This window comes from Ciceribacter sp. T2.26MG-112.2 (assembly GCF_900492205.1).
Classification (GTDB): Bacteria; Pseudomonadota; Alphaproteobacteria; order Rhizobiales; family Rhizobiaceae; genus Allorhizobium; species Allorhizobium naphthalenivorans_A.
Map to the genome: position 1 here is coordinate 55,080 of NZ_UEYQ01000005.1, position 11,427 is coordinate 66,506.

Here is an 11,427-nt window from a genome sequence, read left to right on the forward strand (position 1 = left end):
AAGAAAGGGCGCCGCTTGCGCGCCGCCCTCATGGTGTAATTCTCTTGCCGATCTCTCAGCCGAGGTTGAATTCCTGGAAAAAGTCATTGCCCTTGTCGTCGGTGACGATGAAGGCCGGGAAGTCGACGACTTCGATCTTCCACACCGCCTCCATGCCGAGTTCCGGATATTCGAGAACCTCGACATGTCTGATGCAGTCCTGGGCAAGGCGTGCCGCCGGGCCGCCGATCGAACCCAGGTAGAAGCCGCCGTGCTTCTTGCAGGCCTCGCGCACGGCGCGCGAGCGGTTGCCCTTGGCGAGCATGACCATGGAGCCGCCGAAGGACTGGAACTGGTCGACGTAACTGTCCATGCGGCCAGCCGTGGTCGGGCCGAACGAGCCGGAGGCATAGCCGGCCGGGGTCTTCGCCGGGCCGGCATAGTAGACCGGATGGTTCTTCAGGTATTCCGGCATGCCTTCGCCTTTTTCCAGCCGCTCGCGGATCTTGGAATGGGCGAGGTCGCGGGCGACGATGATGGTGCCGGTCAGCGACAGGCGGGTCTTGACCGGGTGTTTGGTCAACTCGGCGAGAACCGCGCTCATCGGCTGGTTGAGGTCGATCTTCACGACGGAGGAGGACAGTGCCGTCTCGTCGATCTCCGGCATGTATTTGGACGGATCGGTTTCAAGCTGCTCGATGTAGATGCCGTCGCGGGTGATCTTGCCCAGCGCCTGGCGGTCGGCGGAACAGGAGACGCCCAGGCCGATCGGCAGCGAGGCGCCGTGACGCGGCAGGCGGATGACGCGTACGTCATGGCAGAAATACTTGCCGCCGAACTGGGCGCCGACGCCGAGCGACTGGGTCAGCTTGTGGATTTCCTGCTCCATTTCCAGGTCGCGGAAGGCGTGGCCCGATTCCGAACCTTCGGTCGGCAGGCTGTCGAGATAGCGCGCCGAGGCGAGCTTGACCGTCTTCAGGTTCATCTCGGCCGAGAGGCCGCCGATGACGATCGCCAGATGGTAGGGCGGACAGGCCGCCGTGCCGAGCGAGAGGATTTTGTCCTTCAGGAACTCGATCATGCGGTCGTGGGTCAGGAGCGAGGGCGTGCCCTGGTAGAGATAGGTTTTGTTGGCCGAGCCGCCGCCCTTGGCCATGAACAGGAACTTGTAGGCGTCCTCGCCTTCCTCGTAGATGTCGATCTGCGCCGGAAGGTTGGTGCGTGTGTTCTTTTCCTCGAACATCTTCAGCGGCGCCAGCTGCGAATAGCGCAGGTTCTTGCGCTCGTAGGCGTCCATCACGCCTTTGGCCAGCGCCACCTCGTCGCCGCCCTCGGTCCAGACGCGGCGGCCCTTCTTGGCCATGATGATCGCGGTGCCGGTGTCCTGGCACATGGGCAGCACGCCGCCGGCGGCGATATTGGCGTTCTTCAAAAGGTCATAGGCGACGAAGCGGTCATTGTCGGTGGCCTCGGGGTCGGACAGGATCGAGGCGAGCTGCTTGAGGTGGCCGGGACGCAGCAGATGATTGATGTCGGCAAAGGCCGTCTCGGCGAGCAGGCGCAGGCCCTCCGGATCGACGGAAAGGACGTCCTGTCCCTTGAAGCTGTCGACGGAAACGTAGTCGGAGGAAATCTTGCGGTAGGGAGTGGTGTCTTCGCCGAGGGGAAAGAGAGCGTCAGCCATGGTGGACCTTTAGCGGAACAGGAAGCGGAAATTTCCGCTTCCGTCTAGTCCGACACCGGCCGTTTTGCAATGATTCCAAAGTGGGGAGGCGTTGCCTATCGCGGGTGTTCCATCTCGCGGGCGCCGTGGATGATCGCAATGACGAGAAGATGCGCATCGTGGGGCTCATAGATGATGACGTAATTGCCAACGACGAGAATGCGGGCAATGTCGCCGAGATCCGGCCTCCTTACGCCCATCAAAGGGTATTGCGCGGCAAGCTCCAGCCTTTCGAAGAATGCGGAAAGAAGAGCGTCGGCTGCCGGTTCGTTTTGCGCCGCGACCCAGCGCCAGATGTCCCTGAGGTCCTGCTCTGCCTTGGGACTGAAGACATAGGACATGACGGACTTAGCCGGCCGATTTCACGTCGCGCAGCAGGTCCGGCAGGCGCAGTTCGCGCGGCGGACCGCTGGCCTTGCCTTCGTCATAGGCCGCCTTCAGCCGGCGGTCGAAATCCCTGTTCGTGTTCGTGCCGGCCCAGAGCGCAAGGGCGGCTTCGACAACCTCGCTTGCCGATGTGAAGTCGCCAGACGCCACGGCGGCTTCGATCCGGTCGATGTCGGCCGGATCGAGAGAAACGGTGAGAGATCTCTTGGGTGAACTCTTCATTGGCCTAACCTAGTCGAGAAGGCGGGCGCCATCAAGTTTGCCGGCTTCCTTACTTCGGCCCGATCATCAGCTCCGGCCGCACCAGTTCGTCGAATTCCTTGTTGCTGAGATAGCCGCCGCCGACCGTTTCCTGCCGCAGCGTCGTACCGTTCTTGTGGGCGGTCTTGGCGATCTTGGCGCAGGTGTCGTAGCCGAGGCGGCTATTGAGGGCGGTGACCAGCATCAGCGAGTTTTCCACGCCCTTCTTGATGTTGTCCTCGCGGGCCTCGATGCCGACGACGCAGTTGTCGGTGAAGGAGCGGGCCGCATCGCCGAGCAACTGCACGGACTGCAGGAAATTGTAGGCCATCATCGGATTGTAGACGTTGAGCTCGAAATGGCCCTGGCTGCCGGCAAACGTAATCGCCGCCTGGTTGCCGAAGATGTGGGCGCAGACCTGGGTCAGCGCCTCCGACTGGGTCGGGTTGACCTTGCCCGGCATGATCGACGAGCCCGGCTCGTTTTCCGGCAGCGCCAGTTCGCCCAAGCCCGCGCGCGGTCCGGAGCCGAGGAAGCGGATGTCGTTGGCGATCTTGAACAGGGCGGCGGCGGCGGCGTTGATCGCGCCGTGCGAGAAGACCATGGCGTCGTGGGCGGCGAGCGCTTCGAACTTGTTCGGGGCGGTGACGAAGGGCAGGCCGGTGATCAATGCGATCTCTTCCGCCACCTTTTCGGCAAAGCCGACCGGCGCGTTGAGCCCGGTGCCGACGGCGGTCCCGCCCTGCGCGAGTTCATAGAGGCCCGGCAGCGTCAGCTCGATCCGTCTGATCGCCGAGGCGACCTGGGCGGCATAGCCGGAGAACTCCTGGCCGAGCGTCAGTGGGGTGGCATCCTGGGTGTGGGTACGGCCGATCTTGATGATGTGGGCGAAGGATTTCGCCTTGGCATCAAGAGCTTCGTGGAGGTGCTTCAGATTGGGAATCAGGCGGCGGACGATCTGTTCGGCGCAGGCGATGTGCATGGCCGTCGGATAGGTGTCGTTCGATGACTGGCTCATGTTGACGTGGTCGTTGGGATGCACCGGCTTCTTCGAACCCATCACGCCACCGAGCATTTCGATCGCCCGGTTGGAGATCACCTCATTGGCGTTCATGTTGGACTGCGTGCCGGAGCCGGTCTGCCAGACGACGAGCGGGAAATGGTCGTCGAGCTTGCCGTCGATCACTTCCTGCGCGGCACTCACAACTGCCTGGCCGAGCGCCGGATCGAGACCGCCGAGCGCCATGTTGGCGCGGGCCGCTGCCTGCTTGACGATGCCGAGCGCACGCACGACGGAAAGCGGCTGCTTCTCCCAGCCGATCTTGAAATTGCCGCGCGAGCGCTCGGCCTGCGCGCCCCAATAGCGATCGGCCGCGACGTCAATCGGGCCGAATGTGTCGGTTTCTGTGCGGATATTGCTCATGGGGTGACCTTGCTCTCAATCTGCTGCGTAAGGGGATGTTTAGCCCTAGCCCGGCCTGGTGCCAATGGGTTCCCTTATATTTGAGTGTCGAATTCAGGTTAAATTAAGCGATGGGGCCATCTTGTAAATTTCGATATTTCATGATTTCTGGAATTATGGATACGAAGCAAACCCTCGATTCACTTTCGGCCCTCGGTCACGAAGGGCGTCTGGCTGTCTTTCGCTTGCTGGTGCGGCATGCCCCGGAGGGCCTGAACGCCGGCGAGATCGCCACCGCCCTGAACTTCCGCGCCAATACGCTTTCGGCGAACCTGACCGTGCTGGCCAATGCCGGGCTGATCGCGGGCGAGCGGGAAGGGCGCCACATCCGCTACCGAGCCGATCTCGACTCCATGCGCGAACTCATGGGTTTTCTGCTGGAGGACTGCTGCGGCGGCTCCCCGGAGATCTGCCGCCCGATTCTCGATGAAATAACTTGTCGTTGCTAGAGGCCTCTTCCATGACCCAAGAGCATTTCAATGTCCTGTTCCTGTGCACCGGCAATTCGGCGCGCTCGATTCTGGCCGAATCCTGCCTCAATCGTGAGGGGCGGGGGCGGTTCACGGCCTATTCCGCCGGCTCGCATCCCAAGGGTGAGGTTCACCCGATGGCGATCGATCTGCTGAAGCGTAGCAATTATGACACGTCCGGCCTGCGTTCCAAAAGCTGGGACGAGTTTGCCGTGCCCGGTGCGCCGAAGATGGATTTCGTCTTCACGGTTTGCGATTCGGCCGCTGCCGAGGCCTGTCCGGTCTGGCCGGGCCAGCCGATGACGGCCCATTGGGGCGTTCCGGACCCTGCAGCGGTAGAGGGAACCGAGACGGAGAAAGCGCTGGCGTTTGCCGACACCTACCGGATGCTGAGCAACCGGATCTCCATTTTCGTCAACCTGCCGATCAGCAGCCTTGACCGGCTCGCCCTGCAGAAGCGGGTGAGCGAGATCGGCAAGCAGTAATCGCAGGCGGGGCCGAGGGGCGAAATCGTGAGCACAATCAGACGGATCGCCTCCGAGTTTCTCGGCACTGCCCTGCTGCTTGCAACGGTGGTCGGCTCCGGCATCATGGCCGAGGCGCTGGCCGGCGGCAATGTGGCGGTGGCTTTGCTCGGCAACACCATCGCCACCGGCGCGATCCTCGTCGTGCTGATCACTATGCTTGGTCCGGTATCGGGGGCCCATTTCAACCCGGCCGTGACGCTGGTCATGCTGGTCTCGGCAGAGATTTCCAAACGGCACGCCGTCTTCTACACCCTGGCGCAGATCGCCGGTGGACTGGTCGGCGTATGGCTGGCGCACTTGATGTTCGACCTTGCCGTGCTGCAGATGTCGATCAAGACGCGGACGGGAGCGGGGCAGTGGATCGCCGAGGGGGTGGCCACCTTCGGTCTGCTCCTCACCATCCTTCTGACGCGACGCCATCGGCCGGAGAGCATTCCGCTTTCGGTCGGGCTCTACATCACCGCAGCCTATTGGTTCACCGCTTCGACGTCCTTTGCCAATCCGGCCGTGACGCTGGCACGCGCCTTTTCCGACAGCTTTGCCGGGATTCGCCTGGTAGACGTACCGGCTTTCGTCGTCGTGCAGTTGATCGGCGCGATGCTGGCGCTTTTCCTGTCGCGTTGGCTGCTCGCCGGTACGGGCAAGTCGGCAGACTGAGAAGGCTTGTCGGCCGTGTCATATTTGGCACGTGTCCCGCCTAAATGAGCGGGCTTCCGCACGGCCATTCGCGGCTGTCCACAGTCCCGTGGCCGGGGAGTAAGGAAAATTTAACCAGTGTTTTCATTAAAGTCCGCTGATGTGCCGGTGCGCCGGACGTCGTGGATTCACGCAGAATTGAAACAGGCCGGCGCCGCGGGCGAAGCGGCGACAACTTTTCAATGTTATGCCTATCGGCTAGTGAACCGCGCCATGAACGGCGGCAGCCTCCCGGTTGCCGCTTCGCGACGAAAGAGCTGGAGCGAGTGCAGGAATGACCAATTACACCAGGATCGCGGCAACGACAGCGCTTGCCGCGATGACGGCCTTCTCGGCCTTGCCTCCGGCGGCCGAGGCGGCCACACTTCTCGACCTCTTGCGCGGCGGGCCGGGCAGATCCAGCGAGAGGCCCGGACTGCGCTCGATCATCGAGCCCCAGGCACGGGGCGGGCTGGAAATGGGCGATCCCGAGCCGCTGCCGAAGGTCGCCGGTCCGCGCTATTACACCTACAAGCCCGAGGCGACGCGGGCGATCGCGATCAAGGCACCGGTGGTGCCGGCCGCACCCGCGGAACCCGCTGCCGCGGGCTCTGATGCCGTAAGCTCGACCGTCGCTACCGACCAGCCGCAGGTGCGCCGTTTCCTCGCCGACACCGGCGTGCGCGCCACGGACGAGGTGGCGAAAGCCGTCGAGGCCTATTATGCAGACAATAAGCCGCTGATCTGGGTCACTGAGGCCGGCCTGACCGAGCGCGCCCGCCAGATGCTCGCCGGTCTGGCCGCCGTCGATGCGGTCGGCCTTGCCCCTGAGGATTATGCCGTGCCGGTGCCGGTCGAAGCGGCCGACCCGGCCGACCCCGACAGGCTTGCCCGGGATATCGCCCGGTTCGAGGTGGCACTGTCGGCAAAGCTGCTCTCCTATGTCGCCGACACGGAGCGGGGGCGGATCGATCCGAACAAGATTTCCGGCTATCACGACTTCAAGCGCAAGTCGGTCAACCTGAAGCCGGTGCTCAACATGTTGCGGCTGAGCCCGGACGTTGCCGCCTATCTCCGCTCGCGCGATCCCGACAATGCGCAGTTCAAGGCCATGACGGCGGAGCTTGCCCGCTTGCGTGCCGCCGACAGCCAGGCCGGGGCTCGGGTCGAGATTGCTCCGGGCACGTTGTTGAAGCCCGGCCAGAGCAATGCCGAACTCGCCAACATCCTCGCAGCCATTAAGGCCGAAGGGTCGGATGCGCTCAAGGCCGAGCATGCCGCCGCGCTTGCGGGCTATGCGGGCACGCCGGACTACACGCCCGACCTCGTCGCCGTCGTCGAGGCCTTCCAGAAGGAAAAGGGTTTGAAGCCCGATGGCGTCGTCGGGCGCGCGACCATCCGGGCGCTGACCGGCCACAGCAATGCCGAGAAGATCGACAAGCTGATCGTCGCCATGGAACAGATCCGCTGGCTGCCGGATGATCTGGGACAGCGCTATGTCTTCATCAATCAGCCGTCCTATACAGCCTATTTCGTCAACGAGGGCCGCGAGCAACTGGCGATGCGGGTGGTCGTCGGTTCCAAGTCGAACCAGACCTATTTCTTCCAGGACCAGATCGAGACGGTCGAGTTCAACCCTTACTGGGGCGTGCCGAAGTCGATCATCGTCAACGAGATGCTGCCGAAGCTGCGCCGCGATCCGTCCTATCTCGATCGCCTCGGCTATGAGGTGAGCTATGGCGGTCGCAAGGTTTCCTCGACGCAGGTCGACTGGAACACCACCCACAGCGTCGATGTGCGCCAGCCGCCCGGTGGCGACAATGCGCTGGGCGAGCTGAAGATCCTGTTTCCTAACAGCCATGCCATCTACATGCACGACACGCCGTCGAAGAGCTTCTTCCAGCGCGACATGCGGGCGCTCAGCCATGGATGTGTTCGTCTGGCCGAACCGCGCGTGATGGCGGCGGCGGTGATGGGCACGACGACGGCCGAGATCGCCAAGCAGATCGCGTCCGGGCAGAACCGCGCGGTTCAGGTGCCGCAGAAGATCCCGGTCTATGTTTCCTATTTCACCGCCTGGCCGAACAAGGACGGCGAGATCGACTATTTCGAAGACGTGTATGACCGGGATGAGGCGACCCGCAAGGCCTTCAAGGCGACCAGCGACGCCCGCGTCCCGCGCGGCTGACGATGACGAAGGCGGGTGGATGACCCGCCTTTTTCATTTCCGCAGCAATTGCGCGAGCAGGTCCGGCGTCAGTTCGTCGAAGTGATCGATCTGCCGGTCGGCTCCGAGTTCGGCGATGGGAACATCCGAATAGCCGAACGGCACGACGATGGACGGGATGCCGGCATTGCGAGCGGCAAGGATGTCGTTGACGCTGTCACCGACCATCACGGCCAAGCGCGGATCACCGCCGGCCCGCTCGATGGTCGCGGTTATGTGGCCCGGATCGGGCTTGCGCACGGTGAAGGTGTCGCCGCCGGCAATGGCCGAAAAATGGTGGGCCAGCCCCAGTTTCTCGATCAGCGGCAAGGCCAGCGATTCCATCTTGTTGGTGCAGACGGCGAGCCGGAAGCCGGCCTCCCGCAATCGTCCCAGGGCGTCGACGAGGCCCGGATAGGGCCGGCTGTCCCCAGGCATCCCCGCCATGTAATGGGCGATGAAGCGATCGAGCAGCGGCTGCAGGTCTTCATCCGCGAGCGGCGCACCGCGTAGCGCGAAGGCGCGGGCGATCATGGCGCGGGCGCCCTGGCCAACCAGATGGGTGAGATCCTCGTAACCCACCGGCGGCAGATCGGCGACGGCGATTGTATGGTTGAGGCTGGCGACCAGGTCTGGCGCCGTGTCGACGAGCGTGCCGTCGAGGTCGAAGACGATCGTGGGGGCTTTCATGGGCATGCTCCGTCACTGCTCAGGGAACGCGGGATCGCACTAGCCGGGTAGGCGAAATGCGGGCAAAAGGCAACCGATACCGCGGTATCGGAAAGGGGCTTTCGTTTGCCCGGCGAGGCGTGTAAACAGCTGTCGACGAAACGGACAGGAGCTCTTGGCGCATGGACGCCCGCGAAATGAAGATAAAGGCTGCGGCAGCGGCTTTGGAGCATGTCGAGGACGGAATGCGTCTCGGCATCGGCACCGGTTCTACCGCGGAGGAGTTCGTCCGGCTTCTGGCGGAAAAGGTGGCAGGCGGCCTCAAGGTCGAAGGCGTGCCGACGTCGGAGCGCACGGCGCGCCTGTGCCTCGAACTCGGCGTGCCGCTGAAGTCGCTCGACGAACTGCCGCAGCTCGATCTGACCATTGACGGGGCCGACGAAGTGGACGGCCGGCTGCGCCTGATCAAGGGCGGCGGCGGCGCGCTTCTGCGCGAAAAGATCGTTGCGGCGGCTTCCGAAAAGATGATCGTGATCGCCGACGAAAGCAAGGTCGTCGAGACGCTCGGCCGCTTTCCGCTGCCGATCGAAATCAATCCCTTCGGCCAGGTTTCGACCTGTATCGCCGTGGAGAAGGCGGCCGAACGGCTGGGGCTGACCGGTGCCATGACCTTGCGCGCCTCCGGCGACGGTCTCTTCACCACTGACGGCGGACACCTCATTCTCGACGCATCTTTTGGCCGTATTCCTGATGCAGAGGCCTTGGCTATCGCGCTCAATACCATTCCGGGTGTGGTCGAGCACGGGCTATTCATCAATCTGGCCACGCTTGCCATTATCGCCGGTCCGGCCGGCGCGCGGGTCATCGACGCAAAGAACTAGACAGGAGCTGTGAATTTCATGGTCAATTTTTCGAGCTTGGGACGTTTCGCGTCTGTCACCGTCATTGCCGGTAGCCTGTTCATGGGGCCGGTCGCCCAGGCCCAGGACGTCGCGCCGGAACACGTGCAGGCGGCCCGCGCGGCGATTACCGCGCTTGGCGTGACCGACCGTTTCGACACCATCCTGCCGGCGGTGTCCGATCAGTTGAAGACGCAACTCATCCAGGCCTATCCTGACCTAGAGAGCAAGATCTCCGAGACGGTCGATGCCGAGGCCATCAAGCTTGCGCCGCGCCGCGGTGATCTGGAGCGCGAGGCCGCGCTGGTCTATGCCAAGGCCTTCTCCGCAGAGGAGCTCAACGTGATCACTACCTTCTACACCAGCGAGGCCGGCAAGAAGTTGCTCAAGGACGGGCCTATCGCCATGCGTGAACTGTTGAAGGCCGCGGACATCTGGACGGCTGGGATCTCTCGCGATCTCGAAAAGCAGGCCAATGAGGCGATGCTGAAGGAGGTCGGCGCAACCGCACCGGCTGCACCGGCCGCCAAGCCCTGATCGCGGGCTAACGGCAAGAACACAGAGCCCGGACACGTTCCGGGCTTTTCTTTTGGGGGAGGGCGATCCTATATCTGGGCCGCTATGCCCATCAATGATTTGCCCAATGATCTGCAAGGAGAAACGCCATGTCCGGTTTTGACTATGATCTGTTCGTGATCGGTGGCGGCTCCGGTGGGGTGCGCAGCGCCCGCGTCGCCGCGTCGCTCGGCAAGAAGGTCGCGATCGCCGAGGAATACCGCTTCGGCGGGACCTGCGTCATCCGTGGCTGCGTGCCGAAGAAGCTGTTCGTCTATGCCTCGCAGTTCCACGAGCATTTCGAGGATGCGGCCGGCTATGGATGGACCGTCGGCGAGAGCCGTTTCGACTGGCCGAGGCTGGTCGCGGCGAAGGACAAGGAGATCGCCCGGCTCGAAGGCCTCTACCGCAAGGGTCTGGACAATGCCGGCGCCGAGATCCTCGAAACGCGGGCCGAACTGGCCGGCCCGAACAGTGTGCGCCTGCTGAAGTCCGGCAAGATCGTCACTGCGGAAAAGATCGTCATCGCCGTCGGTGGTGCTCCCAATCCGCATGCGGCGCTTCCCGGTCATGAACTGTGCATCTCGTCCAACGAAGCCTTCGACCTGAAGGAACTGCCGCGGGCGATCGTCATTGCCGGCGGCGGCTATATCGCGGTCGAGTTTGCCAACATCTTCCACGGCCTCGGGGTCGAGACGACGCTGATCTATCGCGGCGCGGAGATCCTCAGCCGCTTCGACCACGACATGCGGCACGGGCTGCACGAGGCCATGGAGGCCAAGGGCATTCGCATCCTTTGCCATGACATCATCGAACAGGTGAGCAAGGGCGCCGACGGTCGACTGGTGGCGGAAACCAAGAACAGCGGCGAACTGGTGGCGGACCAGATCATGCTGGCGCTCGGCCGCGACCCCTATACCGAAGGGCTCGGCCTGGAGACGGCCGGGGTGGAGACGAACGAGCGCGGGGCCATCATCGTCGATGCCTATTCGCGGACCAATGTGCCGAGCATTTTCGCGCTCGGCGACGTGACCGACCGGGTGCAGTTGACGCCGGTGGCAATCCATGAGGCGATGTGCTTGATCGAGACCGAATACAAGAACAATCCGACCTCGCCGGATCACGACATGATTGCGACCGCGGTGTTCTCGCAGCCGGAGATCGGGACCGTCGGCCTTTCGGAAGAGGAGGCGGCCAGGCGGTTCGCCGAGCTCGAGGTCTACCGCGCCCAGTTCCGGCCGATGAAGGCGACGCTTTCGGGACGCGCCGAGAAGACCATCATGAAGCTCATCGTCAATGCTGCCGACCGCAAGGTCGTGGGCGCCCATATCCTCGGGCACGATGCCGGCGAGATGGCGCAGATCCTCGGGATCACGCTGAAGGCCGGATGCACCAAGGACGATTTCGATCGGACCATGGCGGTCCATCCGACGGCGGCCGAAGAACTGGTGACGATGTACAATCCGAGCTATCGGGTGAAGAACGGCGAGCGGGTCTGAAGCCGCAACCGCCGTTTTCCGGGCCGGGTTGCTTCCAACGAAAAATGCCCCGTCGATGGGACGGGGCAATTGATGCGGAAGGAACCTCGGACAGGCGCCAAGGCGCCCATCCGACAAAGCTCAAACGCCGGAACGT

Annotated in this window: 12 protein-coding genes; 7 read left to right on the top strand and 5 right to left on the bottom strand. The window is 63.3% G+C overall.

Features of this window, described 5'->3' with window-relative positions:
* Window positions 1-55: 55 nt before the first annotated feature.
* The 4 genes from DYZ14_RS09950 to fumC form a co-directional block, all read right to left on the bottom strand.
* Window positions 56-1,663 carry a fumarate hydratase gene (locus tag DYZ14_RS09950; RefSeq protein ID WP_154720534.1) on the bottom strand — a complete coding sequence of 536 codons (1,608 nt, stop codon included), beginning with the start codon at window positions 1,661-1,663 and terminating at the stop codon, window positions 56-58.
* Window positions 1,664-1,758: 95 nt separating this feature from the next.
* A complete protein-coding gene (locus DYZ14_RS09955) occupies window positions 1,759-2,043 on the bottom strand; it encodes a type II toxin-antitoxin system RelE/ParE family toxin (RefSeq protein ID WP_154720535.1) in 285 nt (94 codons plus the stop codon).
* Between the two features lie 7 nt (window positions 2,044-2,050).
* Window positions 2,051-2,311, bottom strand: coding sequence for a ribbon-helix-helix domain-containing protein (locus tag DYZ14_RS09960; RefSeq protein WP_154720536.1), 261 nt, complete (start codon window positions 2,309-2,311; stop codon window positions 2,051-2,053).
* 49 nt (window positions 2,312-2,360) lie between these two features.
* Window positions 2,361-3,752 carry a class II fumarate hydratase gene (gene fumC, locus DYZ14_RS09965; RefSeq protein ID WP_154720537.1) on the bottom strand — a complete coding sequence of 464 codons (1,392 nt, stop codon included), beginning with the start codon at window positions 3,750-3,752 and terminating at the stop codon, window positions 2,361-2,363.
* A gap of 155 nt (window positions 3,753-3,907) precedes the next feature.
* Here fumC and DYZ14_RS09970 point away from each other — a divergent pair, with 155 nt between their 5' ends.
* The 4 genes from DYZ14_RS09970 to DYZ14_RS09985 all read left to right on the top strand — a co-directional run bounded on the left by DYZ14_RS09970 (window position 3,908) and on the right by DYZ14_RS09985 (window position 7,651).
* Window positions 3,908-4,240 carry an ArsR/SmtB family transcription factor gene (locus DYZ14_RS09970; RefSeq protein ID WP_154720538.1) on the top strand — a complete coding sequence of 111 codons (333 nt, stop codon included), beginning with the start codon at window positions 3,908-3,910 and terminating at the stop codon, window positions 4,238-4,240.
* 11 nt (window positions 4,241-4,251) lie between these two features.
* Window positions 4,252-4,746, top strand: coding sequence for an arsenate reductase ArsC (locus DYZ14_RS09975; protein ID WP_154720539.1), 495 nt, complete (start codon window positions 4,252-4,254; stop codon window positions 4,744-4,746).
* A gap of 24 nt (window positions 4,747-4,770) precedes the next feature.
* Window positions 4,771-5,445 carry an MIP/aquaporin family protein gene (locus tag DYZ14_RS09980; RefSeq protein WP_210209286.1) on the top strand — a complete coding sequence of 225 codons (675 nt, stop codon included), beginning with the start codon at window positions 4,771-4,773 and terminating at the stop codon, window positions 5,443-5,445.
* A 313-nt stretch (window positions 5,446-5,758) separates the two neighbouring features.
* On the top strand, window positions 5,759-7,651 hold the full coding sequence (locus DYZ14_RS09985) for a L,D-transpeptidase family protein (protein ID WP_154720540.1): 1,893 nt from the start codon (window positions 5,759-5,761) through the stop codon (window positions 7,649-7,651).
* A 33-nt stretch (window positions 7,652-7,684) separates the two neighbouring features.
* Here the strand turns inward: DYZ14_RS09985 and gph are convergent, their stop codons facing one another.
* The gene (gene gph, locus DYZ14_RS09990; RefSeq protein ID WP_154720541.1) at window positions 7,685-8,359 is read right to left on the bottom strand and encodes a phosphoglycolate phosphatase; all 675 of its coding nucleotides are present in this window, start codon (window positions 8,357-8,359) and stop codon (window positions 7,685-7,687) included.
* Window positions 8,360-8,520: 161 nt separating this feature from the next.
* Between gph and rpiA the strand changes: the two genes are divergently transcribed.
* The 3 genes from rpiA to gor all read left to right on the top strand — a co-directional run bounded on the left by rpiA (window position 8,521) and on the right by gor (window position 11,291).
* Window positions 8,521-9,219, top strand: a complete 699-nt coding sequence (gene rpiA / locus DYZ14_RS09995; protein ID WP_115669266.1) for a ribose-5-phosphate isomerase RpiA — start codon at window positions 8,521-8,523, stop codon at window positions 9,217-9,219.
* Window positions 9,220-9,237: 18 nt separating this feature from the next.
* The gene (locus DYZ14_RS10000) at window positions 9,238-9,774 is read left to right on the top strand and encodes a DUF2059 domain-containing protein (protein ID WP_154720542.1); all 537 of its coding nucleotides are present in this window, start codon (window positions 9,238-9,240) and stop codon (window positions 9,772-9,774) included.
* 128 nt (window positions 9,775-9,902) lie between these two features.
* Window positions 9,903-11,291, top strand: coding sequence for a glutathione-disulfide reductase (gene gor, locus DYZ14_RS10005; RefSeq protein ID WP_154720543.1), 1,389 nt, complete (start codon window positions 9,903-9,905; stop codon window positions 11,289-11,291).
* Window positions 11,292-11,427: the final 136 nt, after the last annotated feature.

Excerpts from the sequence above, each read along its gene's own strand:
- DYZ14_RS09950 (WP_154720534.1), bottom strand. The coding sequence starts at position 1,663 with ATGGCTGACGCTCTCTTTCCCCTCGGCGAAGACACCACTCCCTACCGC.
- fumC (WP_154720537.1), bottom strand. The coding sequence starts at position 3,752 with ATGAGCAATATCCGCACAGAAACCGACACATTCGGCCCGATTGACGTC.
- gor (WP_154720543.1), top strand. The coding sequence starts at position 9,903 with ATGTCCGGTTTTGACTATGATCTGTTCGTGATCGGTGGCGGCTCCGGT.
- DYZ14_RS09975 (WP_154720539.1), top strand. The coding sequence starts at position 4,252 with ATGACCCAAGAGCATTTCAATGTCCTGTTCCTGTGCACCGGCAATTCG.
- DYZ14_RS09955 (WP_154720535.1), bottom strand. The coding sequence starts at position 2,043 with ATGTCCTATGTCTTCAGTCCCAAGGCAGAGCAGGACCTCAGGGACATC.
- DYZ14_RS10000 (WP_154720542.1), top strand. The coding sequence starts at position 9,238 with ATGGTCAATTTTTCGAGCTTGGGACGTTTCGCGTCTGTCACCGTCATT.
- DYZ14_RS09985 (WP_154720540.1), top strand. The coding sequence starts at position 5,759 with ATGACCAATTACACCAGGATCGCGGCAACGACAGCGCTTGCCGCGATG.
- rpiA (WP_115669266.1), top strand. The coding sequence starts at position 8,521 with ATGGACGCCCGCGAAATGAAGATAAAGGCTGCGGCAGCGGCTTTGGAG.
- DYZ14_RS09970 (WP_154720538.1), top strand. The coding sequence starts at position 3,908 with ATGGATACGAAGCAAACCCTCGATTCACTTTCGGCCCTCGGTCACGAA.
- DYZ14_RS09960 (WP_154720536.1), bottom strand. The coding sequence starts at position 2,311 with ATGAAGAGTTCACCCAAGAGATCTCTCACCGTTTCTCTCGATCCGGCC.
- gph (WP_154720541.1), bottom strand. The coding sequence starts at position 8,359 with ATGAAAGCCCCCACGATCGTCTTCGACCTCGACGGCACGCTCGTCGAC.